At 63.7% G+C, this 26,369-nt stretch carries 26 protein-coding genes; 14 read left to right on the forward strand and 12 right to left on the reverse strand.

The features are described from left to right. Window positions 1-63: 63 nt before the first annotated feature. Window positions 64-1,227 carry an alpha/beta hydrolase gene (locus tag ACSBOB_RS16795; protein ID WP_442583518.1) on the reverse strand — a complete coding sequence of 388 codons (1,164 nt, stop codon included), beginning with the start codon at window positions 1,225-1,227 and terminating at the stop codon, window positions 64-66. Between the two features lie 168 nt (window positions 1,228-1,395). On the opposite strand from ACSBOB_RS16795, the gene ilvA reads away from it, so the two are divergent. Further along, entirely contained in the window at window positions 1,396-2,652 is a 1,257-nt protein-coding gene (gene ilvA / locus ACSBOB_RS16800; RefSeq protein WP_442583519.1) for a threonine ammonia-lyase IlvA, read from the forward strand. Here the strand turns inward: ilvA and ACSBOB_RS16805 are convergent. Further along, a complete protein-coding gene (locus tag ACSBOB_RS16805; protein ID WP_442583520.1) occupies window positions 2,645-3,220 on the reverse strand; it encodes a hypothetical protein in 576 nt (191 codons plus the stop codon). The two genes, ilvA and ACSBOB_RS16805, sit on opposite strands and share 8 nt — an antisense overlap. 61 nt (window positions 3,221-3,281) lie before the next feature. On the opposite strand from ACSBOB_RS16805, the gene ACSBOB_RS16810 reads away from it, so the two are divergent. The 3 genes from ACSBOB_RS16810 to ACSBOB_RS16820 all read left to right on the forward strand — a co-directional run bounded on the left by ACSBOB_RS16810 (window position 3,282) and on the right by ACSBOB_RS16820 (window position 7,071). Beyond that, complete coding sequence (locus tag ACSBOB_RS16810; RefSeq protein ID WP_442583521.1) at window positions 3,282-3,827, forward strand: DUF1697 domain-containing protein; 546 nt, start codon at window positions 3,282-3,284, stop codon at window positions 3,825-3,827. A 342-nt stretch (window positions 3,828-4,169) separates the two neighbouring features. Beyond that, window positions 4,170-5,600, forward strand: coding sequence for a DEAD/DEAH box helicase (locus tag ACSBOB_RS16815; RefSeq protein ID WP_442583522.1), 1,431 nt, complete (start codon window positions 4,170-4,172; stop codon window positions 5,598-5,600). Window positions 5,601-5,871: 271 nt separating this feature from the next. Next, window positions 5,872-7,071, forward strand: coding sequence for an MFS transporter (locus ACSBOB_RS16820; protein ID WP_442583523.1), 1,200 nt, complete (start codon window positions 5,872-5,874; stop codon window positions 7,069-7,071). Here ACSBOB_RS16820 and ACSBOB_RS16825 read toward each other — a convergent pair. Further along, the gene (locus ACSBOB_RS16825; RefSeq protein WP_442583524.1) at window positions 7,068-7,712 is read right to left on the reverse strand and encodes a ChrR family anti-sigma-E factor; all 645 of its coding nucleotides are present in this window, start codon (window positions 7,710-7,712) and stop codon (window positions 7,068-7,070) included. The two genes, ACSBOB_RS16820 and ACSBOB_RS16825, sit on opposite strands and share 4 nt — an antisense overlap. Window positions 7,713-7,939: 227 nt before the next feature. Between ACSBOB_RS16825 and ACSBOB_RS16830 the strand changes: the two genes are divergently transcribed. After that, window positions 7,940-9,025, forward strand: coding sequence for a cysteine synthase A (locus ACSBOB_RS16830; protein WP_442583525.1), 1,086 nt, complete (start codon window positions 7,940-7,942; stop codon window positions 9,023-9,025). Then, on the forward strand, window positions 9,025-9,768 hold the full coding sequence (locus ACSBOB_RS16835) for an alanyl-tRNA editing protein (RefSeq protein ID WP_442583526.1): 744 nt from the start codon (window positions 9,025-9,027) through the stop codon (window positions 9,766-9,768). Before ACSBOB_RS16830 ends, ACSBOB_RS16835 begins: the two co-directional genes overlap by 1 nt. A 28-nt stretch (window positions 9,769-9,796) precedes the next feature. Here ACSBOB_RS16835 and ACSBOB_RS16840 read toward each other — a convergent pair whose 3' ends face one another. Beyond that, entirely contained in the window at window positions 9,797-10,117 is a 321-nt protein-coding gene (locus ACSBOB_RS16840; RefSeq protein WP_442583527.1) for an antibiotic biosynthesis monooxygenase, read from the reverse strand. 102 nt (window positions 10,118-10,219) lie between these two features. Here ACSBOB_RS16840 and sseA point away from each other — a divergent pair, with 102 nt between their 5' ends. The 4 genes from sseA to ACSBOB_RS16860 all read left to right on the forward strand — a co-directional run bounded on the left by sseA (window position 10,220) and on the right by ACSBOB_RS16860 (window position 12,869). Beyond that, window positions 10,220-11,071: a 3-mercaptopyruvate sulfurtransferase gene (sseA, locus tag ACSBOB_RS16845; RefSeq protein WP_442583528.1), complete on the forward strand. Its 852-nt coding sequence runs from the start codon at window positions 10,220-10,222 to the stop codon at window positions 11,069-11,071. Window position 11,072: 1 nt separating this feature from the next. Further along, window positions 11,073-11,639 (forward strand): GNAT family N-acetyltransferase, encoded by a 567-nt coding sequence (locus tag ACSBOB_RS16850; RefSeq protein ID WP_442583529.1) that lies wholly within the window; start codon window positions 11,073-11,075, stop codon window positions 11,637-11,639. Window positions 11,640-11,731: 92 nt separating this feature from the next. Then, window positions 11,732-12,289: an OmpA family protein gene (locus ACSBOB_RS16855; RefSeq protein ID WP_442583530.1), complete on the forward strand. Its 558-nt coding sequence runs from the start codon at window positions 11,732-11,734 to the stop codon at window positions 12,287-12,289. Window positions 12,290-12,398: 109 nt separating this feature from the next. Next, on the forward strand, window positions 12,399-12,869 hold the full coding sequence (locus tag ACSBOB_RS16860; RefSeq protein ID WP_442583531.1) for a DUF1203 domain-containing protein: 471 nt from the start codon (window positions 12,399-12,401) through the stop codon (window positions 12,867-12,869). Between the two features lie 196 nt (window positions 12,870-13,065). Here the strand turns inward: ACSBOB_RS16860 and ald are convergent, their stop codons facing one another. Continuing rightward, entirely contained in the window at window positions 13,066-14,181 is a 1,116-nt protein-coding gene (ald, locus tag ACSBOB_RS16865) for an alanine dehydrogenase (protein ID WP_442583532.1), read from the reverse strand. Between the two features lie 158 nt (window positions 14,182-14,339). On the opposite strand from ald, the gene ACSBOB_RS16870 reads away from it, so the two are divergent. Then, window positions 14,340-14,813, forward strand: coding sequence for an Lrp/AsnC family transcriptional regulator (locus ACSBOB_RS16870; RefSeq protein WP_442583533.1), 474 nt, complete (start codon window positions 14,340-14,342; stop codon window positions 14,811-14,813). A gap of 80 nt (window positions 14,814-14,893) precedes the next feature. After that, entirely contained in the window at window positions 14,894-16,165 is a 1,272-nt protein-coding gene (locus tag ACSBOB_RS16875) for an NAD(P)/FAD-dependent oxidoreductase (protein ID WP_442583534.1), read from the forward strand. Here ACSBOB_RS16875 and ACSBOB_RS16880 read toward each other — a convergent pair. Then, a complete protein-coding gene (locus ACSBOB_RS16880) occupies window positions 16,131-16,739 on the reverse strand; it encodes a 5-formyltetrahydrofolate cyclo-ligase (protein ID WP_442583535.1) in 609 nt (202 codons plus the stop codon). The genes ACSBOB_RS16875 and ACSBOB_RS16880 overlap by 35 nt on opposite strands. A gap of 100 nt (window positions 16,740-16,839) precedes the next feature. Continuing rightward, window positions 16,840-18,246, reverse strand: a complete 1,407-nt coding sequence (locus ACSBOB_RS16885; RefSeq protein WP_442583536.1) for a cytochrome P450 — start codon at window positions 18,244-18,246, stop codon at window positions 16,840-16,842. A gap of 210 nt (window positions 18,247-18,456) precedes the next feature. Here ACSBOB_RS16885 and ACSBOB_RS16890 point away from each other — a divergent pair, with 210 nt between their 5' ends. Next, entirely contained in the window at window positions 18,457-20,436 is a 1,980-nt protein-coding gene (locus ACSBOB_RS16890) for a bifunctional 2',3'-cyclic-nucleotide 2'-phosphodiesterase/3'-nucleotidase (protein WP_442583537.1), read from the forward strand. Window positions 20,437-20,505: 69 nt separating this feature from the next. Here the strand turns inward: ACSBOB_RS16890 and ACSBOB_RS16895 are convergent, their stop codons facing one another. Beyond that, on the reverse strand, window positions 20,506-21,135 hold the full coding sequence (locus tag ACSBOB_RS16895; protein WP_442583538.1) for an FMN-dependent NADH-azoreductase: 630 nt from the start codon (window positions 21,133-21,135) through the stop codon (window positions 20,506-20,508). Between the two features lie 123 nt (window positions 21,136-21,258). On the opposite strand from ACSBOB_RS16895, the gene ACSBOB_RS16900 reads away from it, so the two are divergent. Further along, window positions 21,259-22,158 carry a LysR family transcriptional regulator gene (locus ACSBOB_RS16900; protein ID WP_442583539.1) on the forward strand — a complete coding sequence of 300 codons (900 nt, stop codon included), beginning with the start codon at window positions 21,259-21,261 and terminating at the stop codon, window positions 22,156-22,158. A 99-nt stretch (window positions 22,159-22,257) separates the two neighbouring features. Here the strand turns inward: ACSBOB_RS16900 and ACSBOB_RS16905 are convergent, their stop codons facing one another. From ACSBOB_RS16905 to ACSBOB_RS16920, 4 genes are all read right to left on the reverse strand, one after another. After that, window positions 22,258-22,689 carry a hypothetical protein gene (locus ACSBOB_RS16905; protein WP_442583540.1) on the reverse strand — a complete coding sequence of 144 codons (432 nt, stop codon included), beginning with the start codon at window positions 22,687-22,689 and terminating at the stop codon, window positions 22,258-22,260. A gap of 80 nt (window positions 22,690-22,769) precedes the next feature. Then, a complete protein-coding gene (locus tag ACSBOB_RS16910; RefSeq protein ID WP_442583541.1) occupies window positions 22,770-24,026 on the reverse strand; it encodes a class I SAM-dependent methyltransferase in 1,257 nt (418 codons plus the stop codon). Window positions 24,027-24,124: 98 nt separating this feature from the next. After that, on the reverse strand, window positions 24,125-24,970 hold the full coding sequence (locus ACSBOB_RS16915) for a DUF1365 domain-containing protein (RefSeq protein ID WP_442583542.1): 846 nt from the start codon (window positions 24,968-24,970) through the stop codon (window positions 24,125-24,127). Between the two features lie 12 nt (window positions 24,971-24,982). Then, window positions 24,983-26,317, reverse strand: coding sequence for an NAD(P)/FAD-dependent oxidoreductase (locus tag ACSBOB_RS16920; protein WP_442583543.1), 1,335 nt, complete (start codon window positions 26,315-26,317; stop codon window positions 24,983-24,985). Window positions 26,318-26,369: the final 52 nt, after the last annotated feature.

The following is a 26,369-nucleotide window of genomic DNA, read 5'->3' on the forward strand; positions in this document are numbered from 1 at the left end:
CGGCCGGGCCAGGAAAACGCAGATCGGGAAGCGGCTGCGGTCAAATCGTCGCAGCCAAGGACGCTACTGGCCTACCGCAATCCTCACCACGTTCAACGGGGTGGTGATGATGACCTCGGCGGCGGAAGCAAGCGTGCCGGTGATGCCGCCGGTCAGCGAGGCGAGGCGCTGGTCGGCCTCTTCCTGGTTGGAGACGAGGCTGCTGTTCTGCTTCAGCCGCTCGCCGAGGATTTTGATCAGCACGGGGTTTTCGGCGAACTTCGTGTGATTGAGGCGGTCCCCGGATTTGACCTTGGACAGGTCTACCGCCACGACGCCCAGCTTGGCGAGATCGGCGGCATTGCCATAGTCGCCGACCCGGGGCTGCTTGCCGGCGATGAGGCCGGAGATGCGCAGCGCCCTGTCGTCACCGGACAGGAAGAGGATGAACGGCTTGTCCGGCACCCCGTAGCGGGCCATCTGCGACTTGAACACATCGACGTCGATGTCGGGTGAGGCCAGCACGACGTCGCCAAGCTTGTTGCCGAGATCGCGGTCGCCCGAGATCGCCAACTGGCGCAGCGCCTCCATCGTCACCCAGTTGCCCATGGAATGCGCGATGATGTCGACGCGCTTGGCCCCGGATTTGGCCACCAGCCGAAGCGTCGCTTCCAGGGCGTCGCGCGCCGCGCTCGCGCTGTTGTTGTCGTAGACATAGTCGAGCGTGCGCCCGCCGGATGCCCAGGTGAACAGCACCGGCGTGCCGCTGTAATCCGAGTCGTTGACGATCTGCGTCATCCGGTACACGGCGCCGTCGAAGGCGGTGTTGTAGCCATGGACGAAGACCAAGGCGCGTCCGCCATGTTTCGCAATATCGGCGCGCAGCGCCTTGCTGAACGCGGCTTCGTCGTAGGCGGTGACCGATTGGGCCACCATGAACTTCGACGGATCGGCGGGCTGGTTCTTCTTGCGGCGTTCGATCTCGCCGGTCTTGTGGATGGCTGGGACGGTTATATCGACCTTGGCATAGCTGGTCGTCGGCGAACGCCTGCCGTCAAAAATCTCCTCCACCCGTTCGGACTTGGCGCGGGTCGTGGCGACGAAGATCTGATGTTCGGCGGCGATCTGAGTGGCCGGCACGGCGGTGACGTTGGCGGAGATGAGGTCGCGCGTCGCGTCGCTGGCGCAGCCGGCAAACGCCAGCGCACAAGCAATCAACATCAGCCTCGGCAGACGACCCCCTCGCATGACCCCTCGGCGACAACGGAGAACTCTTCATTCCTGTTATCCCGATGCACCGCCATGGTCCAGCACATGCCGCCTCGATTCATTTATTGCTGAACCTTAGGTGCGGATATGCCATAGCGCCCTCATGTTAGGTGTGAATGGCGGCGCTGGATCGCCGGAGCGATGAATATGACGGATTTTGTCGAAGGCGTCGCCGCAGCGGCGAGCGCGTTGCGCGATCTTTTCCCGGAGACGCCACTGCAGGAGAATATCTATCTCTCCAACAAGACCGGCGCGCGCATCTTCCTGAAGCGCGAGGACCTGTCGCCAGTCCGCTCCTACAAGATCCGCGGTGCTTTCAACTTTTTCCGCAAGGCGCTGAAGGCCGGCAACCGGGCGGAACTGTTCGTCTGCGCGTCGGCCGGGAATCATGCGCAGGGTTTTGCCTTTGTCTGCCGTCACTTCGGCAAGCGGGGCGTGGTGTTCATGCCGGTGACGACGCCGCAGCAGAAGATCGACAAGACCCGGCATTTCGGCGGCGAGTTCGTAGAGATCAGGCTGGTCGGCGACTTCTTCGACGATTGCCTGAAGGCGGCGCTCGCGTTCTGCGAGGAGAGCGGCGGTCACATGGTGCCGCCCTTCGACCACAAGGACATCGTCGAGGGGCAGGCGACCGTTGCCTACGAGATCGCCGCGCAGATGCCGGACGGCGCGACGCCGGATATCGTCATCCTTCCGGTCGGCGGCGGCGGGCTGGCGGCCGGTGTCACCCGCTATCTCGGCGGGCAGGGCAAAAAATCGCGCTTCGTCTTCTGCGAGCCGGCCGGCGCGCCGAGCCTGAAAGAGGCGCTCAAGGCCGGAAAGCGTGTGAAACTGGCGAAAGTCGACAATTTCGTCGATGGCGCGGCGGTGGCCGAGATCGGCCGCGAGCCGCTGCGCTATCTCAAGGATTTTCCGGAAGAGTCTGTCCGGCTTATCCCCGAGAACCGGCTCTGCGCCACCATGATCGAGATGCTGAACATCGAGGGTGTCGTGCTTGAGCCTGCTGGCGCGCTGGCGATCGACGCGCTCAAGGACTTTTCGAAGCGCGAACTGAAGGGCAGGACCGTCGTGGCGGTCGTATCCGGCGGCAATTTCGACTTCGAGCGGCTGCCCGACGTGAAGGAGCGGGCGCTGCGATTCGAGGGGCTGAAGAAATATTTCGTTTTCCGCTTTCCGCAGAGGCCGGGCGCCCTGCGCGATTTCCTCGCCTTGCTCGGACCCGACGACGACATCGTGCGGTTCGAATATCTGAAGAAATCGGCGCGCAATTTCGGCTCGGTGCTGATCGGCATCGAAACCAGGGATTCCAGGAACTTTGGCGTGCTGGCGAAACGGTTTCACGAGGCCGGCTGGGCCTATCAGGACATCACCGAGAACGAGACCCTGGCAGGGTTCATCATTTGATCTCGATTTCTTTGAGACCAATACAAGATCGAAATTCTTGCATCAAATCCAGGTATTTTGTTTCAAGCTCAACGCGGGATGGCATCTTGCCGGGTGAGAACATGCCATCCCATTCCGGCTTCCAACTGTCTTTAAAGACAACGCGGCGGTCACCGTTCCCTCCGCTAACCTCGGATCGGATCTTCGCGTCCTCGCCAGCTCCTGTAAAAGTCTTAAATACAGTATGGATAAAGGCGTTGTAGGCATTATAAAAGCTTTCGCTGAATAAATGCCTATATACATTTATGGTTTTATCTGTCTGCCGTTTTAATTTTATCATATCGACGGGTGTTGTTTCCTTCCAGTCGCCAACCCATCGGCAAAAGCAGTACATGGAATTCAGCTTTGGCGATACATCTTTGTATATATCTAGACGTATTTCAATTATCTTGCGATTTTGCCATTGTGCCTGATCAATCGATTTTAGCCTCTTATTTAGGCTTGTACCGTAGTAAGCTATGATCGCAGGAACGGAAGCGCCCACCAAAAGCTTGGCAATTTCGAGGGCAAATTTCCAACTCTCAGGCATTTTCTATGCTGCAAAATTGTCAGTTAAACGATTATATTCTATACAACAGGATAATTTAGAATTGCACAAGACCGTTTTCATTCTCCTGTTCCGCGGCGTCGGCGGCGCGACGCAACTGCCCACCGGCCCGCTGAGGCAAGCGCTGACTGCGGCCGGCTTCGAGAACGTCGCGACCTACATCAACAGCGGCAACGCGATACTCCGCACCGGCATGGCGCGGGAAAAAATGATCGCCAAGGTGGCGGCGATCGCAAGCAGGGAATTCGGCTTCGAGAAGAAGATCCACGCGCCGACGCTTGATGAATGGTCCGAACTGATCGCCAGGAATCCGTTCCCGGATGCGGCCTCCGTGCCAAAATTCCTGCATGCGGCGGTGTTGGAAAAAGTGCCCGAGGACAAGAATGTCGAGGCGATCCGAGCTTATGCGAAGGAAGGCGAGAGGATCGAGATCGTCGGCAAGGTCGCCTATCTCCATACGCCGGTCGGCTTCGGCACGTCGAAGATGGCGGAGCGTTTCGACAAGCTGATCGGCGTCGATAACACGGCGCGCAACTGGAATTCAGTGTTGAAGCTGGAATCACTGGCGAAGAAGGCGGCTTCGGGCTGACCGCAATCCGGCTGCGTCTTGGCCGGAGCATTGCTGCGATGCACTATCGCCGCTTGCAATTTTGTCTCTCATGCGCCATATGCCCACTCACAAGGCGCTTGGGCTGCGCGATTTGCGGCTCTCCTCATCGGATGGGACTGGTTGCGTCTGTAGTTCTCCTTCCCGAATAAATCGGTCTGGAGACGAAGCCCCGCGATTTCTGAAGCGCGGGCACGACAGCGCAGCCGCGCGGGCAAAGATTGCCCGCCGCCTTGTCGTTTCATGAAATTATCGTCGATGGTGGGTTGCGCCCCGCCGCGGCGGGTCATTCGCGGCCATTGGGCCGCGCGAAAGAAGAAGAACTTGGATATCGAAATTTCCGCGAACCTTGACGGTTTCGCATCCCTTGGAATTACCGGTGCGCTGTTGAAGGCCACCGAAAATGCCGGCTTCGACATGCCGAAGCCGATCCAGACGCAGGCCATTCCGCCGCAGCTTGCCGGCCGCGACATTCTGGGCGTCGCCCAGACCGGTTCAGGCAAGACAGCCGCCTTCAGCCTGCCGATTCTCGCCCGGATCACTGCGCTCGGCACCAAACGGCTGCCGCGCACCGCCCGCGCGCTGATCCTGGCGCCGACCCGTGAACTTGCCGTGCAGATCGAGGACACCATCCGCGTGCTCGCCAAGGGCATGCATATCTCGACGGCGCTGGTGCTCGGCGGTGTGTCGCGCAACAGCCAGGTCAAGCGCATGGCGCAGGGCGTGGACATCCTGATCGCCACGCCCGGCCGTCTCACCGACCTCGTTCGCGAGGGCGAGGTGAAGCTCAGCGAGACCCGCTGGCTGGTGCTCGACGAAGCCGACCGCATGCTCGACATGGGTTTCATCAACGACGTCAAGCGCATCGCCAAGGCGACGCATGCCGAGCGCCAGACGGCGCTGTTCTCAGCCACCATGCCGGCCGAAATCGAGCAGCTGGCGCGCGGCATCCTGAAGGACCCGGTGCATGTCGAGGTCGCCCCGCAAGGCACCACGGCCGCCGAGATCAGGCAGAGCGTCGTGCTCGCCCGCCTGAAGCAGAAGCGCAAGGTGCTGTCGACCATGCTGGCCGACCCGGCGATCAGCTCCGCGCTGGTGTTTGCCCGCACCAAGCATGGCGCAGACCGCGTCGTGCGCGATCTCGAGCGCGACGGCATCCAGGCCGCGGTCATCCACGGCAACAAGTCGCAGAACGCCCGCCAGAAGGCGCTCAACGGCTTTCGTGACGGTTCCGTGCGCATCCTCGTCGCCACCGATATCGCCGCGCGCGGCATCGACGTTCCCGGCATCTCGCATGTCATCAACTTCGACCTGCCGGACGAGGCCGAGAGCTACGTTCACCGCATCGGCCGCACGGGCCGCAACGGCGCCGACGGCATCGCCATCACGCTGTGCGATCCGAGCGAGAACGCGAAGCTGCGCTCAGTGGAGCGCATCATCCGCATGAAGCTGCCGGTGCTGGCCGATCATCTCGGCGAACCGGACCCGCAGGGCGAGCCGCGCAGCCACGAGCCGCGCCAGGACCGGGACGCCGCGCAGCCGCGCGAACACCACCGCGCCGGCCGTCCGGGCGGCGACAGGCCGCGCCAGGGCTTTGGCCAGAAGTCGTTTTCCGGCAAGCCAAGTGGCGAGAAACGCTTCGGCGGCCAGCCTGCGGGCGAGGGCCGTCCTGCCGGCCAGCCAGCCGGCGAGAAGCGTTTCGCCGGCAAGAAGCGGCCGTTCCGCGGTCGCGGCAACGCACCTCGGGCTGCTTGATGGTAGGCAGTAGGCAGTCGGCAGTAGGCAGTAGGCAGTCGGCAGTCGGCAGTCGGCAGTAGGTGGGCCATTCAGGGCTGGACGGGTTGCTTCCGCGTTTCAACTTGTTCCGACTGCCGACTGCCGACTGCCGACTGCCGACTGCCGACTGCCGACTGCCCTCCCTTTGTGCCGACCGAACCCTCGTTTGGTCCAATTGCATCCGGTTGGCCGATAAAATACGGCGGTCGAGGCGAAGGCTTCGGCCGCCGTTCTTCTATGGGAGGTAGGGATGGCCGGCATAGCGGCACTGGCGATCGCCTATGTGCTCTCGCAATTCTACCGCTCGTTCCTGGCGGTGCTGACCCCGGTTCTGGGCAGCGAACTCGGCGTCACCAAGGGCGATTTCTCGGTTGCCTCCGGCGCCTTCTTCCTGACCTTCGCGGTTTCGCAGTTTCCCATTGGGGTGGCGCTCGACCGTATCGGGCCGCGCCGCACGGCGGCCGTCCTGCTCGCCGTCGGGGCAGGCGGCGGCACGCTTCTGTTCTCCTTGGCCACCACGCCGTTGATGATCATCACTGCGACCGGACTGATGGGCATCGGCTGCGCGCCGGTGCTGATGGCTTCGCTGTTCATCTTCGCGCGGCTGTATTCGCCGGTCCGCTTCGCCATGCTGACTTCGTGGCTGGTCGCCTTCGGAACGGCGGGCAATGTCATCGGCACCGCGCCGCTGGCCTATGCGGAGCAGGCCTATGGCTGGCGGGCAGTCATGGTCGGTCTCTGCCTGCTCACGCTGCTTGTGGCTGCGGCCTTGCTGGTTTTGGTCCGCGATCCGGATCATCCCCATAACACGCAGGCGGGTCGCAGGGGATTTGCCGGTTTTGCCGAATTGTTCCGCATGCGTGTGCTGTGGGCGATCATTCCGCTGACGGCAATCGCCTACGCGCCTTCCGTCGGCATTCGCGGCCTGTGGGCTGGCCCCTACCTTGCCGACGTGTTTTCGGCCGATGTGCTGCAGATCGGCAGCGTGACCTTGTTCATGGCGCTGTCGATGGTGGCCGGCGCCTTCCTCTACGGGCCGCTCGACCAGTTCTTCGGCACGCGCAAATGGGTTGCGGTCGGCGGAACGACGATCAGCCTGATGGCCGTCATCTGCCTCGGCCTCTACCCGCAGGTATCTGTCCCGTTCTCGACGGGCCTGTTCGTCGTCATAGGCCTGGCGGGCGGCAGCTACGGCTTGCTGATGGCGCATGCCCGCGCCTTCCTGCCGCACCATCTGATCGGGCGCGGCGTCACGCTCATGAACTTCTTTTCGATCGGCGGCGTCGGCGTCATGCAGTTCGCCACCGGCGCGGTGGTCACGCACAACATCGTGCCCGATGAGCCGGCTGTAGCTTACTCAGCGCTTTTCCTGTTCATCGCGCTGGTGCTGGCGGTTGCCCTAGCGATCTATCTGTTTTCGCGGGACGCCAAGCCGAGCCACGTAGCCTAGAAACCAACGATGTCTGCGATCCGGCGATGCAGAGGTCCGGTCAGCTTCAGCGCGCCGTCGGTCACCGAAAAGCCGATGCAAGGCCGGTCTGTCTCGGCGACCGGACGATGGTCGACCGTCTCGTCCGCGATCGAGATGTCGCCGCGCGCATAGCGTCCAAAGCGGTCGTTGAACGCGCCGTCGAGGACCAGGAAAAGCTCCGAGCCCTCATGTGTGTGGTCGGGGATCGCCCGGCCCGGCCGCAGCCAGAACAGGCTGGCGCTGCAGCCGTCGATCTCGCCGTGGCTGTATTCCTTGAATCCCGGCAGTTTTGTGCGCCAGGGCACCTCCGCCACGTCGAATCCGATGAAATCGACAAGCGGCCGGGGCAGCACGCCACCGGTCTCGGGACGGCGGCCTTCAACGGCATGCGACGGACTGGCGAAGATGGCGTCCAGTCGGTGCTGGCGGTCTGCCAGCGGGACCGGCTCCGCGTCGGCCAGCCCAGCGCCCGCCAGCGCCTCAAGCCGCGAGACGAAAGTCCGGCTCTCCGGCTTGATCGCCAGATGGCTCTCGACCAGCACGCGCACCGGCGCGGGCAGGCCGCCCGCAACATAGCGGGCGAGCAGCACGTCGAGGGTTTCTCGGGCGTCGGGAGTCATTGATCCATTGAAGGCCGCATGATGGCAGCGGCATTTGTCACGTTTACGCCGAATCTGTCCAGCCAGATCAAATTCCGTTTTATTTTCGACAATCTCGACGCAACCGGGGGCCTGAAATCGGATAGGCCAAGCATTTTCGCCGGCAATGCGCATGTTGAATGTCCCGGCGGTCTCTGGCAGGAAGTCTGGCAACGCTGTGGCCGGCCGCGGCTGCGGTTTGTCCATCAATGGCGGCGGCGCAGATTGACGGCCCGCCCGGCGACAACGGGAATGATCTCATGTTTGGTTCCGTCATCGACGCGATCGGCAACACGCCGCTGATCAGGCTGCGCCGGGCTTCGGAAGAGACCGGCTGCGAGATCCTCGGCAAGGCCGAGTTCATGAATCCCGGCCAGTCGGTGAAGGACCGCGCCGGCCTGTTCATCATCCGCGATGCCGAGAAACGCGGGCTGCTGAAGCCCGGTGGCGTCATCGTCGAGGGCACCGCCGGCAACACCGGTATCGGCCTGACCCTCGTCGCCAAGGCACTGGGCTACCGCACCGTCATCGTCATCCCCGACACCCAGAGCCAGGAGAAGAAGGACGCGTTGCGCCTGCTCGGCGCCGAACTGATCGAAGTGCCGGCAGTGCCCTACAAGAACCCGAACAATTACGTGAAACTGTCCGGCCGGCTGGCCGAACAGATCGCCCGCAGCGAGAGCAGTGGGGCGATCTGGGCCAACCAGTTCGACAATGTCGCCAACCGCGACGGCCATGTCGTGACCACCGCGCAGGAGATATGGAAACAGACAGGCGGCAAGGTGCATGGCTTCGTGTCGGCGGTCGGCACCGGCGGTACGCTGGCCGGCGTCGCGGCCGGGCTGAAGGAGAAGAGCGGGGACGTCAAGATCGCCATCGCCGATCCGCTCGGCGCCGCGCTGTTCAGTTACTACACCTCGGGCGAGTTGAAGGCCGAGGGCAGTTCGATCACCGAGGGCATCGGCCAGGGCCGCATCACCGCCAATCTCGATGGGTTCACGCCCGATTTTTCCTACCAGATCCCCGACGAGGAAGCGCTGCCGATCATCTTCGACCTGGTGCAGGAGGAGGGGCTCTGCCTCGGCGGCTCGACCGGCATCAACATCGCCGGCGCCATCCGGCTGGCGCGCGACCTCGGCCCCGGCCACACGATCGTGACGGTGCTCTGCGACTACGGCACGCGCTACCAGTCGAAACTCTTCAATCCCGAATTCCTGCGGACAAAAGACCTGCCGGTCCCGGATTGGATGGACCGGACGCCAAAGATCGACGTGCCGTTCGAGCAGGTCGCCTGATGCCGTTCCATACCGAGACGCTGTTCCGCGACGACGCCTATCTCAGCGAGACCGAGGCGAAGGTGGTCGGCGTCAACGACCGCGGCGGCGTCATTTTGGACCGGACGATCTTCTATGCGACGTCCGGCGGCCAGCCCGGCGACACCGGGCATATCGTTCGCGCCGATGGCACCCGCCTGGCGGTCGCCGCGACGGTGGCCGGCGAGACCAAGGACGAGATCATCCATGTTCCCGACGCTGGCCAAAGTTTGCCGGCGGTCGGCGAATCCGTAAAACTCGCGATCGATTGGCCGCGCCGCCTTCTGCTGATGCGCATGCACACGGCCTGCCATCTCCTCAGTGTCGTCTGCCCGTTCCCGATCACAGGTGCTGCGGTCAGCGAGGATGACAGCCGCGTCGATTTCGACATTCCCGATCCGAGCTACACCAAGGAACTGGTGACGGCGCGGCTGTTGGAGCTTGTGAACGCCAACCATCCGATCTTCATCCGCTGGATCACCGACGAGGACCTTGCCGCCAATCCGACGCTGGTCAAGTCGAAGAACGTCCGTCCGCCGTCCGGCACCGGCCGCATCCGGCTGGTGTGCATCGGCGACAATGCAGTCATCGACAGCCAGCCTTGCGGCGGCACGCATGTCGCGGCAACAGGCGAGGTCGGCGAGATCCATATCGGCAAGATCGAGAAGAAGGGCCGGGAGAACCGCCGCTTCCGCATCCGCTTCGGGCCGATGCCGGCACAGTGACTGCGGATCGCCTCGTTTCGCTCTGAATTCAGCCGTACATCCTCGTCTGCAGCACCTCGTGGTGTGTCGAGCGCTGGTCCCAGCGTTTGAGAATCTTCCGGGCTTCCTCCGGCACATAGGCGGCTTCGTAATCGGCGCCCTGGAAGGCGATGACATTGTCGAGCGAATCGAAGCTCATCACCGTGGTGAATTGAATCTCGTCGCCTGCCTCGCGTCGCAGCAGTTCGATAGAGCGATAACCGGGGATTTTTTTCGCTTCGATGCCCGGAAATACAAAAGTGTCGAGAAGGTGCTCATAGGCGTCGGCGTTTTCGCGGTTCGTATAGCCGTTCCAGATTCGCTTGATCATGGCATTGCTCCAGGGACATTCTTGTTTGCAGAGGCTGGCCCTTTTTTGCTCTGCACCGATATGTAACAAGCTTGGCGCCGAGATCGACAGGGAGATCGTTGCATGCCCGAAAAGAGCCCATTCGTCGTCGATGCCGATTGGCTGCAGGGACAGTTGGGCCGGCCTGGCCTGTCGATCGTCGATGCCTCCTGGTACCTGCCGGCGCAGAACCGCGATCCTAAAGCCGAATACGATGCCGCGCATATCCATGGCGCGATCTTCTTCGACCAGGACCTTGTCGTCGATCCAGAGTCGGACCTGCCGCATACGCTGCCGAAACCGGGGCTGTTCGCCCAGCATATCGGTTCGATGGGCATTTCTGCCGACGACACCATTGTCGTCTATGACGGACCGGGCATGTTCACCGCTCCGCGCGTCTGGTGGATGTTCCGCACCATGGGTGCGCCGGAAGTGTTCATCCTCGACGGCGGTTTCGACAACTGGAAGGCGGCGGGCCGTCCGGTTACCTCGGAACCGACGAAGACGGCTCCCAACGTCTTTCATACCGATTTCGACGCAAAGCGCGTCGCCGGCATAGACGATGTGCGCAAGGCGATCGCAACCGGCGACAGCCAGATCGCCGATGCCCGGCCGCCCCGTCGTTTCTCCGGAGAAGACCCCGAACCACGCAAGGGCGTGCGTGGCGGTCACATGCCGGGGGCGAAAAGCGTGCCGGCCATGTCGCTCTCCCAAAACGGCTATCTGCTGCCGGTCGAGGAACTCCGCCGCAAACTCGAGCAGGCCGGGCTCGACCTAGACGCTCCGGTCATCACCTCCTGCGGGTCCGGCATCACGGCGGCGGTCATCACGCTGGCGCTGCAAAGCGTCGGCCACGGCGACAACCGGCTCTATGACGGGTCGTGGACGGAATGGGGCGGCCGCGGCGACACGGCCGTCGTAACAGGCAAGGACTGAAATGGTAAAAAAACAGGCGCCGGAGACGATCCCGGTCACGGTGACGTTTCTCGAAATGACGCGGCCGCCCGCGCAATATGCGTCGCTGCCCTACAACCGCCAGATCGCGTTGCTTCGCGTGCGCAACATCCCTGTCCATTATTACCGCTACCTGATCGACCGGGTCGGCCGCAAATGGCATTGGGTGAACGCGCTCAGGCTGTCCGACGAGGAAATGGCGGACGGGCTGAGCAAGCCCGACCGCGATATCCGCGTGCTTTATCTCGACGGGGCGCCGGCGGGTTTCTTCGACATCAAGCAGCATCTACCCGAGGCCACCGAACTCGCTTATTTCGGCATGATGGACCATGCGACCGGGCAGGGGCTCGGCCGCTGGTTCCTCAGCGCGGCTATCGAGGCGGCGTGGTCGTACAAGCCGGAAAAAGTCGTTGTGCAGACCTGCACGCTCGATCATCCCGCCGCGCTGCCGCTCTACCAGAAACTCGGCTTCTCGCCGGTGGGGCAGATGCCGGAGGTGGTGCGGCCGATGACCCTGGAAGAACGCGCGGCAGTGATCGCCCGGCCATAACTCGGCTCCGCTGAACACGGCGTTCAGCGTCAATTCAGCTTGGAAAAGCCAGAATCGGGTCTCATTCGATGACCCGCTTCCAGGAGTTTTCCATGCCGACACGACGCCAGTTCGCCGCCCTCGCTTTCGCCCTCCTTGCCTTCCCGACATTTGCATCCGCCCAGTCGGCGATGCCGTCGTCCGCGCAGATCGAGCGGAGGCTGGATGCTCCTGCGGAGCGAAGGATCCGCCCCAGCCAGCGTGTCACCGTCCGCGAGTTCAAGCGGCGGCCCGACCTTCGCCGCGCCGCGCCGTCGATTGACATCCAGTCGATCAATTTCGCCTTCGGCTCGGCTGACGTCCCGGATTCGCAATACGGCAAGGTCGAGACCATCGCGACCGCGCTGGAGCGCCTGCTGCGCCGCCGGCCGGGCACGAAGGTGCTGATCGAAGGCCATACCGACGCTGTCGGCTCCGCTGCCTCCAACCAGATCCTGTCGGAGGATCGTGCCGAATCGCTGCGCCGGGTGCTGGTGCGCGAGTTCGGTATTCCGCGCCGCGCGTTGGAGACCGTCGGTTACGGCGAGGAATTTTTGCTGGTGCCGACGCAGAACGAAAACTGGCGCAACCGCCGCGTCACGTTGCGTCGCATCGACGATTTCCTGCAGTAGCGCAGGGAGACCCACGGGACGGCCAACGAAGCGCGGCGCGCAGGTTTCGGGTGGAGGGCAGGGCGGCGGCGTCATAATTTCGGGTCATCGCAAAATGAGGAGCCAGCCGATGCTTATCCGATTCAAAGCCCTGCCGACCGACGCCGTCCGCGCGTTGCAGCGGGGCGGCGCCGATGCCTATGGTTTCGTTCCGGAACGGAATATCTCGGACGGCGACGGCGTGCCCTGCCGCCATTGCCTGCGCACCGTCGCTGCCGGCAAGCCTTATCTGATCCTGGCCTACCGGCCGTTCCCGGCGCTCCAGCCCTATGCCGAGACCGGCCCGATCTTCCTCTGCGCCGAGGAATGCGAGCGCGCTCCGGAAACCGATGTCCTGCCCGACATCTTCCGCCCGACGCCCGACTATATCGTCAGGGGGTATGGCGCCGACGACCGCATCGTCTACGGCTCCGGTGCGGTGACGCCGACGCAGAGCATCTGCGGCAGGGCGCACGAACTGTTGGAGCGCGACGACATCGCCTATGTGCATGTGCGCTCGGCTAGGAACAATTGCTATCAGTGCCGTGTCGAGCGCGCTTGAGGACGGCAAATGCTTGTCGTTAACCTTTTGTTAACGATCCATACCTTAGCTTTCATTCACCAATCGAGTTCCGACCACGGATGGACTGGCGGAAATCCGATTGCAAAAAAAGCGGGGCTTGCCCCGCTTTTTTATTGCCCACAACAAAAATCCCTCCGCGAAGGCGGGATTGCTGCTTGGCAGGCAAGGGGTTTGTTCAGGCGGCGAGCACCTGCTTCGGCTCGGCCATTTCGTAGCCCAGCGCGTCGGCGACCGCGCGGTTGGTGATGCGGCCCTTGTGGACGTTGAGGCCGTTGCGCAGGTGGTGGTCGTCGACCAGCGCCTTCAGGCCCTTGTCGGCGAGTTGCAGGCCGTAATGCAGCGTCGCGTTGTTCAGCGCATGCGCCGAGGTGACCGGCACCGCGCCTGGCATGTTGGCGACGCAATAGTGGATGATGCCGTCGACTTCGTAGGTCGGGTCGGCATGGGTCGTGGCGTGTGAGGTCTCGAAGCAGCCGCCCTGGTCGATGGCGACGTCGACCAGCACCGCGCCCTTCTTCATGCCGGATAGCATCTCGCGGGTGACGAGTTTTGGGGCTGCTGCGCCGGGGATCAGCACGGCGCCGACCACGATGTCGGCGGAGAAGCATTCTTCTTCCAGCGCTTCCACGGTCGAGTAGCGCGTGTGGACGCGGCCGTTGAAAATGTCGTCGAGCTGACGCAGGCGCGGGATCGAGCGATCGATGATGGTGACGTCGGCGCCGAGGCCGGCCGCCATCTTGGCCGCATGCAGGCCGACGACGCCGCCGCCGAGCACGGTCACCTTGCCCGGCAGCACGCCCGGCACGCCGCCGAGCAGCACGCCGCGGCCGCCATTGGCCTTCTGCAAAGCGGTCGCGCCGGCCTGGATCGACAGGCGGCCCGCGACTTCCGACATCGGCGCCAGCAGGGGAAGCCCGCCGCGCTCGTCGGTAACGGTCTCATAGGCGATTGCCGTGACGCCGGAGGCCAGCAGGCCCTTGGTCTGGTCCGGATCGGGCGCGAGGTGGAGGTAGGTGTAGAGGATCTGGTCGCTGCGCAACTGTACCCATTCGTTCGGCTGCGGCTCCTTGACCTTCACGATCATGTCCGACTTGGCGAACACCTCTTCCGCCGTCTTGGCGATCCTGGCGCCCGCGGCGCGATAGGCGTTGTCGTCAGCGCCGATACCGGCGCCCGCGCCGGTCTCGACCAGCACCTCGTGGCCGTGCGCCGCATATTCGCGGACCGACCCGGGCGTCAGGCCGACACGATACTCGTGATTCTTGATTTCCTTCGGACAACCGACGCGCATGGTTCTGTTCCTCGCTTGACGCCTTGACGGCTTATTCCCTGTATCCTGCAAGGATACGCGCCTTGCGGCCGAAAGAGTTTGCGAAGTGCATTGCTTCAAGCTGGTTCGGCCGCTATTCGTTGCGTGAAATCCGCCTAACGTCGAAGAAAGTTCGAACGGTGCCGCTCGACAGGATCGATATCGCAATATTGGACACGCTGCAGAAGGACGGCCGCATTCCCAACGCCGCGCTGGCCGAGAGGGTCGGGCTGTCGCAATCGGCCTGCTCGCGGCGGCTGGACAATCTCGAAAAGAACGGCGTCGTTCGCGGTTATCACGCGCGGCTGTCGAACGCCGCGCTCGGCCACCAGATGACGGCCATCGTCCATATCTCGCTGTCGGGCCAGTTCGAGAAGACGCTGTCGGATTTCGAGGCGGCGATCAAGCGCTGCCCGAACGTGCTGTCCTGCCACCTGATGTCGGGCGAATACGACTACATCCTGCGCATCGCGGCAAAAGATCTTGCCGACTATGAGCGTATCCACAAGGAATGGCTGTCGGCCATGCCACATGTGACGAAGATCAATTCGTCCTTCGCGCTGCGCGAGATCGTCGATCGCACCGCGCTGGGGCTGAAGCCCGACATGGCCTAGGGACGCACAGAGTCGGCTCTTGTTGCATTGCACAAAATCCTTATCTGAGTGACGGTACGAACCCAGGATCGGATAATGCGATGAACGCGCAGCAACACCATGTCGTCGTTGTCGGTGCGGGTTTCGGGGGATTGGAGACCGTCGCAGGCCTGAAAAACTCGGGGGCTCGCGTCACGCTGATCGACCAGCGCAACCACCATCTGTTCCAGCCCTTGCTCTATCAGGTCGCGACCACGTCACTTGCGACATCCGAAATCGCATGGCCGATCCGCCACCTGCTCAGGAAGCGCAAGGATGTCACCACGCTGCTGGCCGAAGTCACGGGTGTGGACACGGCGGGCAAGCGCGTGCTGCTGGATGACGGAAGCTCCATCGCCTACGATACGCTGGTGCTGGCGACCGGGGCGCGGCATGCCTATTTCGACCATGACGAATGGGAGCCGTTCGCGCCCGGGTTGAAGACGATCGAGGATGCCACCACCATTCGCCGGCGCATCCTGGTTGCGTTCGAGAAGGCCGAGCGCGAGCCGGACCCGCAAGTTCGTGCCGCTCTGCTGACTTTCGTGATCATCGGCGGCGGCCCGACCGGCGTGGAACTTGCCGGCACCATTGCCGAACTGGCGCACGAGACGTTGCGGGAGGAGTTCCGTAATATCGACACGCGGGAGGCGAGGGTCGTCCTGATCGAAGCCGGCGAGCGGGTTCTCGCCGGTTTCAAGCCGGTGCTCTCCGCCTATGCCAGGACGGCCCTGGAAAGGCTGGGTGTAACCATCGAGTTCGGTCATCCCGTCACCGAATGCAGCGCCGAGGGCGTGACGTTTGCCGGCCGGCTGCTGCCCGCCCGGACGATCATCTGGGCCGCCGGCGTCGCCGCCTCGCCCGCGGCGCAATGGCTGGGCGCCGAGAGCGACCGCGCCGGGCGCACGCTGGTGGAGGCGGACCTTTCGGTTCCGGGCCACCCGGACGTCTTTGTCGTCGGCGACGCCGCGCACGTCGCGTGGGAAGACGGAAAGCTGGTTCCCGGCGTTGCGCCGGCGGCAAAACAGCAGGGCCGTCATGTCGCCGCGACCGTGCGGGCGAGGCTTGGCGGCGACGCCGCGTCGCGTCCGTTCCGCTACAAACACAGCGGCGACCTCGCCACCATCGGCAAACGGGCGGCCGCGATCGATTTCGGCTGGTTCCGGATGACCGGCTGGCCCGCCTGGTGGCTGTGGGGCATCGCCCACATCTATTACCTGATCGGTTTCCGCTATCGTCTCGCGGTGAGCCTGAGCTGGCTGTGGATCTACGCGACCGGCCAGCGCAGCGCCCGGCTGATCACCCAGGGGAGCCGGTCACCGGGGTCGCCGTGACGATCCGGTCCATGGGTATGTCGTACGGCTGCGGGCGGATCGTCGGAACGGCCTGCATCGCATAACCGACGCCGATCGTCAGCGGCTTTGCCGGCAGGGACGCCAGCGTCCGGTCGAAGAAGCCGCCGCCATAGCCGAGCCGGTAGTTCTGCGGATCGAAGCCGACCAGCGGCGCAATCACGATGTCCGGGATGACCGGAGGACCGGCGGCCGGAACCGGTATGTTCCATACGCCTTTTTCCAGCGGATCGCCCGGCGCATAGGCGCGGAAGACCAGCGGGTGCGCCTTTTCGATGACGACCGGAAGCGCGATCCGTCCGCCGCCGGCGATGACGGTCCTCATCCACGGACGCAGGTCGGGCTCTCCGCGGAACGGCCAGTAGAGGCTGACGGTCCGTCCTTCGAGATCGCCAATCGTTTCGCTCAGCAGGACGGCGATGCGTTCGGACATGGCCTGCCGCGCGTCCGCCGCGATGGCGAGGCGCTCGCCGATCAACCGCTCGCGTTCGGCTTTTCGCCAGCGCGACAGGTCGGACGTCCCTGTCACGCGATCCTGTCCAGCCTGTTGCGACATCGTGACCGGCTCCGCCAATTGACCTGCGGAGCCTAGGCGTCGGGCCGCCCCGCCGCGGTCGTGTTTGCGACGTCGCAGGTCGACCTTGCCAGCGGTCCGGTCAGTGCGGCCGGCTGGCCGCCTCTTTCGGCAGCAGCTTTACCCACACTCCGTCCCTGGGGCGCAAGGTGATGGATGGAAACAGTGTGGTCGGCCGGTCGCGCTGCCATTCCACGCCGAAATGCTGGACGATCGTCGCGAGGACGAGGATGGCTTCCATCATGGCGAAGCGCTGGCCGATGCAGATGCGCGGGCCGCCGCCGAACGGCATGTAGGCAAACCTCGGCAGCCGCCGCGCCAGCCCGTCCAGCCAGCGTTCCGGCCGAAAAGTTTCCGGATCCTCGAAATGGCGCGGGTCGCGATGCAGCACCCAGGGCGAGATGAAGATGGTCGTGCCGGGGCCGAACTCATAGCCGCCGAGATGGAACGGGCCGGTGGATTCGCGGCCGATCGCCCAGGCCGGCGGATAGAGCCGCATGGCTTCCAGCACCACGCTTTCCGTAAATTTCAGGTGCGGCAGGTCCTCCGCCGTCGCGTCGCGGCCGCCCAGCGCCTCGTCGATTTCGGCGGCGAGCCGTTGCGCTACCTCGGCGTCCTGGCCGATCAGGTAAAAACTCCACGAAAGCGCCAGCGCCGTCGTTTCGTGGCCGGCCAGCAGCAGCGTCAGGGTCTCGTCGCGCAACTGGCTGTCCGACATGCCTTGTTCGGATTCGTCTTTTGCCGCCATCAGCCGCGACAGGAAATCCTGGCGGCCGTGGTAGCCGTGGGCGCGGCGTTCGTCGATCATGCGGGCGATGATCCGCTCGCCGGTGGCGATGGCGCGCCGGTAGCGGATGTGGCCGGGTAGCGGCACCCAGTCCGGAATGACCACGGGCCGCTTGAACCTGGAAGCAATCTCGACCGTGAGGTCGTGGACGGCATGGTCCATGTCGGCGATGTCCTGCTCCACCTCGGAGTTCATGAAGGCCTTGGCCGCGATCCGCAGCGTCAGCGCCATCATCTCCGCATGCATGTCGCGGATTTCGCTAGCCTTCCATCCGCCGGCAGCACTCCTCGCCAGCGCCACGATGTCGGGTCCATACCCTTGCAACTGCTGGCCTGCGAAGGCGGGTGCCGCCAGCCGGCGGTTGCGCTGCCACAATTCGCCCTCGGCGGTCAGCAATCCCTTGCCGAACACCGCCGTCACATGCCGCCAGATGACCCGGTTCTTGATGAAATTCTGGTGATCCTTGACCAGGATCTTTTCGATGTCGTCCGATCTGTTGACCAGTACCGACGGCCATCCGGCGAGATCGTAGCTGACCAGGTCGCCGAAGATGCGCTGCGTCTGGGTGAGGAAGCCGAGTTCGTCGCGGCCGAACTGCAAGGAGTTGCCGAGCAGCGGAATGCCGCGCGGGCCGGGCGGGCGGCTGGGTTGCGGCCGACGCGGCAGTAAGGTCGGGCTGACCTGCGGAGAAAGCTGGGTCACGTGCGGCGCCTCGCTTTGTCACCCTGGAGGAACGGAGACTGGGCCACGCATTTGCCGGTGTCAACAAGGCCCGTACTGGCTCCCGCGCGGTCGACAAGTCGTCCGCTGTCACGCCATGGTCACCCGTATCTGCTGGACTCGGGCGATGATCGGCGCAAGACTTGGGCTTCAGGCTGGGGTCGTTTGCCGACTTATCTTCGAGGAGAAAACATGTCCGGTTCCTTGTCTCTTTCCCGCCGCTCGTTCCTGGCGAGCGGTGCCGCCGCGACGGCGCTCATCGTGCTCCATCCGTTTTCGGCCCGCGCCCAGGCCAACCAGGCGCATCTGCGCATCATGGAGACCACCGACATCCATGTGAACGTGCTGCCCTACGATTACTACGCCGACAAACCAAACGACACGATGGGCCTGTCGCGCACGGCCTCGCTGATCGACGCGGTGCGCAAGGAAGCCACCAACGCCATGCTGATCGACAATGGCGATCTTTTGCAGGGCAATCCGATGGGCGACTACATCGCCTATGAGAAGGGCATGAAGGAGGGCGATCTCCATCCGGTCATGAAGGGCATGAACCTGCTCGGCTACGAATGCTCGACGCTCGGCAACCACGAGTTCAACTACGGCCTGTCGTTCCTCGACAAGGTGCTGGCGGGAGCGAATTTCCCCTTCGTCTGCGCCAATCTGGTGCGCGGAACCGAACTCGCCGCCAATCCGCGCGAGGACAAGCTCTATCTCAAGCCCTATGTCATCCTCGAAAAGTCCATCAAGGACGGCTCCGGCTCTGAACAGCCGATAAAAATCGGCGTCATCGGCTTCGTGCCGCCGCAGATCATGCTGTGGGACGCCAAGAACCTGACCGGCAACGTCGTCACCCGCGACATCGTCGAGGCGGCGAAAGCCTGGGTGCCGCAGATCAGGGAGGAGGGCGCCGACGTCGTGATCGCGCTGTCGCATTCCGGCATCGACGTGAAGCAGGGCGACATGATGGAGAACGCTTCCTTCTTCGTCGCCGGCGTGGAGGGCATCGATGCCGTCTTCACCGGTCACCAGCATCTTGTTTTCCCCGGCAAGAAGGATTTTCAGGAATTGGCCGGCGTCGACACGGCCGCCGGCACGCTGCAGGGCAAGCCCGCGGTGATGGGCGGTTTCTGGGGCTCGCATATGGGCCTGATCGACCTCTTGCTGGAGCGCGACGGCTCGAAATGGAGGATCGTTTCGGCGACGTCGGAAGCGCGGCCGATCTATGAGCGCGTCGAGAACAAGAACAAGGCCACCGTCGCTGACGATCCGCGCATCGTCGAGGCGCTGAAAGAAGACCACGAGGCGACGCTCGCCTATGTCAGGCGGCCGGTCGGCAAGACCTCCGCGCCGCTCTATTCCTACTTCGCGCTGGTCGCCGACGACCCGTCCGTGCAGATCGTCAGCCAGGCGCAGACCTGGTACATCAAGGACCTGCTCAAGGAAACGCAGTGGAAGGACCTGCCGGTCCTGTCGGCAGCGGCGCCCTTCAAGTCGGGCGGGCGCGGCGGGCCGGATTATTATACCGATGTCCCCGCCGGCGACATCGCAATCAAGAATGTCGCGGACCTTTATCTCTATCCGAACACGGTGCGCGCCGTGGAAATCAACGGCGCGCAGGTGAAGGAGTGGCTGGAGATGTCGGCCGGCATCTTCAACACGGTCGAGGCCGGCAAAGCCGACCAGGCGCTGATCAACCTCGATTTCCCGTCCTACAATTTCGACGTGATCGACGGCGTTACCTACAGGATCGACCTGTCGCAGCCGCCGAAATACGATCCGAAGGGTGGGGTGGTAAATGCCTCGTCCGAGCGCATCGCCGACCTGATGTTCGACGGAAAACCGATCGACCCGGCCCAAAAGTTCGTCGTCGCCACCAATAATTACCGGGCCGGCGGCGGCGGCAATTTCCCGGAGATCAACGCCTCGAAGATCATCTTCGAGGCGCCGGATACAAATCGCGACGTGATCGTGCGCTACATCATCGCCGAAGGCACGATCAATCCCTCGGCTGATGCCAACTGGAGCTTTTCGCCGCTGGCGAACACCTCGGTGCTGTTCGAGACCGGCCCCAAGGCCAAGGATTTCATCGCCGACCAGAAGGCGGTGAAGATCGAGGCGGCCGGCGACGGCGAGAACGGGTTTGCGAAGTACCGCATCACGCTTGGGTGACGGAAGCGAGTTGCAAGGCAATTCCCAGCCGGGATGCAGCAACGGGCCGGGGAGGCAAGTCCTCTCCGGTCAGGCCGCCTTTGCAAAGGGCCTTGCCGCCAGTTCCCGGACCGAGGCGGTGGCCTTCGCCAGCGCCTGGCTGACCGCATCCTCGCCCATTCCTACGCCTTCGATGCGGATCACTTCGACGTCGGTGATGCCGATGAAGCCGAGGACGGACTTCAGATAGGGAATGGCGAAGTCGTATACCGCCGACGGGCCTTCGGAATAGATGCCCCCCGACGCAAGCACGATATAGACCTTCTTGCCGGTCACGAGGCCCCTCGGGCCGTTCTCGCCATAGGAGAACGTCTTGCCGGAGCGGGCGATGTGATCGATCCATGATTTCAGCGTCGAGGAAATGCCGAAATTGATCATGCCGGTCGACAGGATGATGTGATCTGCAGACAGTAATTCGTCGATGGCGTGGTCGGACACGCCTACGACCTCCGACTGGTGGGCGTCGCGTGACTCGGGCGGCGTATAGATGCCGGACGCATAGGCCGGCTCGATATGCGGAAGCGGGTTCTTCACGAGATCGCGGGTGACGACGGAACTGCCGGGCAGGGCCTTGTGCAGTTCCTCGGCGAGTTCGGTTGCAACCTTCGTGGAGAGCGAGGCTTCGCCGCGCGGGCTCGATGTGACAAGCAGAATGGACATTGCCGTTTTCCTTCAATCATGACCGGCCAACGTCTCGGGCCGCCAGGCATTGAGATAGGAGGCGCTATCCATTATAAAAATCGGGAAAATCTCTATCCAACATATCGATATTTTGGATGCATCATGCAGGCCAATCCGACCCTCGACCAGTTGCTGACATTCCTGACCATTGCCGAGACAGGCAGTTTCTCGGCTGCAGGGCGCCGTCTGAACCGGGCGCAGTCGGTGATCAGCTACACCATCGCCAACCTCGAGGCGCAGCTGGAGCTGAAACTCTTCTCCCGTGCCGGCACGCGCGAACCGACGCTGACGGCGGCGGGCGAGGCGATGTTGCCTGATGCCCGTCGCATGATCGGCGTCCTTCAGGATATCCGTGCTCTTGCGGAGGGGCTGCATGCCGGGCTGGAAGCCGAGCTCTCCATCGCCGTCGACGTGACCCTGCCGTCGCCTGCGCTGATCGATGTCTTGAACGCCTTCGAAGCCCAGTTCCCTACCGTTGCCTTGGTTCTCAGCGTCGGCGCGCTCGGCATCGTGTGGGATCAGCTTCTGGAGCGGCAGAGCGACGTCACCTTCGGCGGTCCGCCCGTGGTGCTGGCGCCAGGCCTCGTCTCCATCCGGATCGGCAGCGCTTCCATGACACCAGTGGCGGCGCCTAGTCATCCTCTGGCAGTCTATCCTGGGCGAGTGCCGCTGTCGGCGGCTCGCGAGCATATCCAGTTGGTCGTCTCGGATCCGACGAAGATGACCAAAGGCCGCGACTTCGGCGTGTTCGCCTATCGCACGTGGCGCATGACCGACATGAACACGAAATACCGGCTCATCCTGTCCGGCCTCGGGTGGGGCGGCTTGCCGTCATGGATGATCGCCGATGACGTGGCCGCTGGTCGCCTCGTCGTGCTCGACCTCGAGCCCTATCCTGTCAGGCCCTATTCGCTTTACGCTTTCCATCGCGCCGACAAGCCGCCGGGCCCGGCAGCCAGCTGGCTGATCGACCGGTTCAAGCAGCGGCTCGGGGACATGTGATACCAACGGCCTTTGGCATTGACCGTTGGTATGAGATTGCGCTTGCCGCAAAAGCCGCCGGCATCCGGCCAGCAGTCCGCCCCACGAAGGTAGGTGTGGTTACTTGATCGACGGCGAGGTGATTCCGCCCGAGGACAAGCCTATCCCATTGTTGCCGAAGGGCGCGGTTCTCGGAATGCCGATCTGGTTGCCGCCGCCATACGGGTTCTGTCCGACATTCTGGCCGAGCGGGTCGATGGGCACCTCAAGCGGCGGCATTTCCCTGGATGCGCCCACGCTGGGAAGGGTGGGGTTCGGCGTGTCGTCTTCGATGATCGAACCGGTCACCTCATTGTCGATGACAGGGCCGCCCGATCCGCCTGAACTCGCCGTTCCCGAATTGAACGATCCACCGGCGCTGGGCGCCATCACTGACGGGCAAGTTGCAGCCGGATTGTTGATCACGTCGCCGCAGGAACCGCCTGGCGTCTGTGCCCACCCGGCACCGGCGCCGGCCAGCAGGATCGCCGCTGCAGCAAGAGTCATTCTCATGGGAACCTCCTGATTCTGTCATGCGGCTTCGAACCGCTTCAGAAGGCAACGCGCCGGGGCAGGCTTGGTTTCAGCCGGGATCAGCTGCGGTAGATCACTTGTCTGACATCGATATATTCGGCGCGGAACCCGGCCTCGCAGTAATGCAGGTAGAACTCCCACAGGCGGCGGAAGCGGTCGTCGAAACCGAGTGGCACGATGCGCTCCCACGAGGAGAGGAACCGGTCGCGCCATTCCGCCAGCGTGCGCGCATAGTCTTGCGGGAAGATGCGCTCGCGCGCCAGCCTCAACCCTTGCTCCGCGCCGAGCGCCTTCAGGATGCGCGGCGTCGGCAGCATGCCGCCGGGAAAGACGTAACGCTGGATGAAGTCCGGGCGGGCGCGGTAGATCGGGTAGGCTTCTTCGTTGATGGTGATGATCTGCATGCCGGCCGTGCCGCCGGCCCTCAGGCACTGCTTCACCTTGGAGAAGAACACCGGCCAGTATTTCTCGCCGACCGCCTCGAACATCTCGATCGAGGCGATGCGGTCATAAGTTCCCGTCTCGTCGCGATAGTCCTGCAGCTTGATGGTCACCTTGTCGGAAAGCCCGGCATCGGCGATTCGTTTCTGCGCGAAGTCGTGCTGCTCGCGGCTGATGGTCAGGCCGGTGACGCGGGCGCCGATCTCGCGGGCGACGAACTCGGCGAAGCCGCCCCAGCCGCAGCCGATCTCCAGCACATGGTCCTTGCCGGTGATGCCGATGTCGGTCGCCAGCGCCCTGTATTTGGCGCGCTGGGCGCTTTCGAGGTCGTTGGCGCCCTCCGTATAGATCGCCGAGGAATAAGTCATCGTCGGGTCGAGCCACTCGCTGTAGAAAGCGTTGCCGAGATCGTAATGGGCGGAGATGTTTCGTTTCGACCCTTTGTGGGTATTGGCGTTCAGCCAGTGGCGGAAGCGCTGGAAGACGGTGAGCAGCCGGCTGGCGCCGCCGGCGACCTTCTCGCCCATCTCCATGTTGACCACGAAAAGCTCGAGGAAGGTGGTCACGTCGGGGCTGTCCCAGTCGCCGTCGAAATACGATTCAGCAACGCCGATCGTGCCGCCGGTGAAGGCGCGGCCGGGCAGACGCCAATTGTGCAGGACGACCTCGGCGGTCGGCCCCTCGGCCTTGCCCTCGATCTTGAAGCGGCGGCCTTCCGGCGTGTTGATGGTCAGCGATCCGCGCGGCAGGTGGAGCGCGGTCGCCAGGACGCGGCGTGCCTTGCCCGGCAGGGTGCGCGCCACTTCGGCGAAATTATGCTCCGTAAGGTCGACTGCGTTGCCGGCGATATCGCCCGTGTTGCCTTCCCTGCTCATTGCCCGTTCCTGTGTCAAACCCGTGCGCATCCAGGATGCTGCCCGGAGCGCACAATGATATGAGAGCGGGATTCCTGCAACCTCGTCTTGCGTCGCATTTATTCGCCGGCTTCGATGGCTCCCTCATCGCGAAAACTTGCGGGGGACGGCGGCGGCGGGCTGCGACGAAACCTTGCCCCCTTCAGCCAGAGTTTCAGCGCCTCCCAATGGATGCCGGCCATGACCTTCAGCGTCATCAGCGGGAACCGCGCCAGGCATCTCGCAAGGTTCGCGCCGGTCAGCGGCGTGGCGTGGCCGTTGAAGGTCGCCGACAGCAGCGGTTCGCCGCCCGCCATCTCGTGGATGCGCAGGCGAACAATCCTTCCGGGCGGCAGGATGCGGAAGTGGTAGCGCGCGCCCATCTCGACGAAAGGCGAGACGTGGAAGATTTTTGTGCGCGTCTGGCGCACGCCCGCCGGGCTGACGTCGCCTGGACGGATCGGCGCAACATAGGTGTGGCGCTGGCCGAACGTGTTGCGCACCGCGTAGATCAGCGCCAGCAGCCTGCCGTCGCCGTCATAGGCGAAATACACCGAGATCGGATTGAAGACGTAGCCAAGGATGCGCGGATAGGCCAGCAGCAGGATTCTCGCCGCGGGCTCGTCCAGTCCTGCTTCAACGAGCAGCCGGTCGGCGAACTGCCGCACCGTCTCGCCCTCGCGCTCTGCGTGGTCGCTCTCGTGGAAAGAGGCGATGCCCGCCCGGTTGACGCCGAGCAGCCATGACGTGCGGGCGAGTTCGTCCAGCCGGTCTGTGTCGACCAGCAGCGAGAACACCGAATAGACGAAGCGGTGGCCGAACGGTTTCAGCCGCGCGTGCATGACTTTTCCGGGATAAAGCGTTCCGGCCGCCGCGGGCGGCGGGCCATTTTCCGCCATGGTGCTTATGCGCGTGCCGCCGGCCATCGCGAACTCCCGCTATTCCGCCGCCAGCGGCAGCGGGGCAGGGGTCTTGCGCCAGGGAACCTCCGCGCCCAGCGCGACGGCAGCATCCAGGCCGGAGCGCAGCCCGTCCTCGTGGAACCCCTGGCCGGTCCAGGCGCCGGCGAACCAGGTTCGGCGCACGCCCTGGATGTCGCTCAGCCGCGCCTGTGCGGAAAGTGCCGCCTTGTCGAACTGCGGATGATCGAAGCTCCATTCGCCGAAGACGAGTTCGGCGCGGGGTTCCACGATCGGATTGAGCGAGACGAAGAGCGGCCTTTCCTCGGCGATCCCCTGCAGCCTGTTCATCCAGTAGGTGATACTGACGTCCTGGCTGGCGCCGGGGCGCGACGTGCCGATGTAGTTCCATGCCGACCAGGCGCTGCACCGCTTCGGCATCAGCCGCGGGTCGCAGTGCAGCACCACGCGGTTCGGCCGGTAGGGGATTGCCGACAGGATTTTTTGCTCGAGGTCCGATGCGTCGCCGAGCATGGCGAGCGCCTGGTCGCAGTGGGCGGCGACGATCACCTGGTCGAAGCGCTGGGCGGGTTCGTCCGATGTCCACACCGTGACGCCAAACGCATCGCGGACGATCGAGCGCACCGCTGCTCCGAGATGGACCCTGCCGCCCAGCGGCTGGAGCAGCTTTTTCAGGTAATTGTGCGCGCCGAAGGTCACGGTGCGCCAGCGCGGACGCTCGCGGTGGATCAGGCGGTGGTTTTCGAAGAAGCCGATGAAACGCGCCGCCGGATAGTCGAGCATTTTTGCATGTGGCGTCGACCAGATCGCCGAGGCCATCGGGATCAGGTAGTTGTCGCGGAATGCCGCTGAGAAGCGCCGGCTTTCGAGATATTCTCCGATCGTCGCATTTCCAAGCGAACCGGAATCGCGGTCGATGACGCATTGCCGGTTGAAGCGCAGGATCTCGCGCAGCATCCACAGGAAGCCAGGCGAGAAGAAATTCCGCTTCTGCGAGAAGATGCCGCGAATATTCTGGCCGCACCATTCGAGCCGGCCGTCGTCGACGGACAGCGAGAAGCCCATGTCGCTGGCATGCGTCGCCACGCCGAGATGCTCGAAGAGCGCCGTGAGCTCGGGATAGTTCAGCTCGTTGAAGACGATGAAGCCGGTGTCGACCGGCACGGCCGTGCCGTCGTAATCGACGATGACCGTCGCGGTGTGGCCGCCCGGCCGCGCCGCGGCCTCGTAGAGGGTGACGTCACAGGATGGGTGCAGAGCCCAGGCCGCGGCCGCACCGGAAATGCCGGACCCGACAACGGCAACGCGCTGCCGGCCTCCGGTTCCCCTGTGAAATAGCGGCCGTACATTCATGCTTGTCCCCGTGTGCCTGTGGTCGACAACAGGTACGGAACTGTTGCCGGCA

Source organism: Mesorhizobium sp. KACC 23794 (genome assembly GCF_052180275.1).
Lineage (GTDB): Bacteria > Pseudomonadota > Alphaproteobacteria > Rhizobiales > Rhizobiaceae > Kumtagia.

Bases quoted from the DNA above. Each gene is read 5' to 3' on its own strand.
- ACSBOB_RS16905 (WP_442583540.1), bottom strand. From the start codon at position 22,689: ATGAGAATGACTCTTGCTGCAGCGGCGATCCTGCTGGCCGGCGCCGGT.
- ACSBOB_RS16900 (WP_442583539.1), top strand. From the start codon at position 21,259: ATGCAGGCCAATCCGACCCTCGACCAGTTGCTGACATTCCTGACCATT.
- sseA (WP_442583528.1), top strand. From the start codon at position 10,220: ATGCCCGAAAAGAGCCCATTCGTCGTCGATGCCGATTGGCTGCAGGGA.
- ACSBOB_RS16880 (WP_442583535.1), bottom strand. From the start codon at position 16,739: ATGTCGCAACAGGCTGGACAGGATCGCGTGACAGGGACGTCCGACCTG.
- ACSBOB_RS16915 (WP_442583542.1), bottom strand. From the start codon at position 24,970: ATGGCCGGCGGCACGCGCATAAGCACCATGGCGGAAAATGGCCCGCCG.
- ACSBOB_RS16860 (WP_442583531.1), top strand. From the start codon at position 12,399: ATGCTTATCCGATTCAAAGCCCTGCCGACCGACGCCGTCCGCGCGTTG.
- ACSBOB_RS16910 (WP_442583541.1), bottom strand. From the start codon at position 24,026: ATGAGCAGGGAAGGCAACACGGGCGATATCGCCGGCAACGCAGTCGAC.
- ACSBOB_RS16875 (WP_442583534.1), top strand. From the start codon at position 14,894: ATGAACGCGCAGCAACACCATGTCGTCGTTGTCGGTGCGGGTTTCGGG.
- ald (WP_442583532.1), bottom strand. From the start codon at position 14,181: ATGCGCGTCGGTTGTCCGAAGGAAATCAAGAATCACGAGTATCGTGTC.
- ACSBOB_RS16835 (WP_442583526.1), top strand. From the start codon at position 9,025: ATGCCGTTCCATACCGAGACGCTGTTCCGCGACGACGCCTATCTCAGC.
- ACSBOB_RS16805 (WP_442583520.1), bottom strand. From the start codon at position 3,220: ATGCCTGAGAGTTGGAAATTTGCCCTCGAAATTGCCAAGCTTTTGGTG.
- ACSBOB_RS16840 (WP_442583527.1), bottom strand. From the start codon at position 10,117: ATGATCAAGCGAATCTGGAACGGCTATACGAACCGCGAAAACGCCGAC.
- ACSBOB_RS16890 (WP_442583537.1), top strand. From the start codon at position 18,457: ATGTCCGGTTCCTTGTCTCTTTCCCGCCGCTCGTTCCTGGCGAGCGGT.
- ACSBOB_RS16920 (WP_442583543.1), bottom strand. From the start codon at position 26,317: ATGAATGTACGGCCGCTATTTCACAGGGGAACCGGAGGCCGGCAGCGC.
- ACSBOB_RS16895 (WP_442583538.1), bottom strand. From the start codon at position 21,135: ATGTCCATTCTGCTTGTCACATCGAGCCCGCGCGGCGAAGCCTCGCTC.
- ACSBOB_RS16825 (WP_442583524.1), bottom strand. From the start codon at position 7,712: ATGACTCCCGACGCCCGAGAAACCCTCGACGTGCTGCTCGCCCGCTAT.
- ACSBOB_RS16855 (WP_442583530.1), top strand. From the start codon at position 11,732: ATGCCGACACGACGCCAGTTCGCCGCCCTCGCTTTCGCCCTCCTTGCC.
- ACSBOB_RS16850 (WP_442583529.1), top strand. From the start codon at position 11,073: ATGGTAAAAAAACAGGCGCCGGAGACGATCCCGGTCACGGTGACGTTT.
- ACSBOB_RS16820 (WP_442583523.1), top strand. From the start codon at position 5,872: ATGGCCGGCATAGCGGCACTGGCGATCGCCTATGTGCTCTCGCAATTC.
- ACSBOB_RS16830 (WP_442583525.1), top strand. From the start codon at position 7,940: ATGGCGGCGGCGCAGATTGACGGCCCGCCCGGCGACAACGGGAATGAT.
- ilvA (WP_442583519.1), top strand. From the start codon at position 1,396: ATGACGGATTTTGTCGAAGGCGTCGCCGCAGCGGCGAGCGCGTTGCGC.
- ACSBOB_RS16795 (WP_442583518.1), bottom strand. From the start codon at position 1,227: ATGCGAGGGGGTCGTCTGCCGAGGCTGATGTTGATTGCTTGTGCGCTG.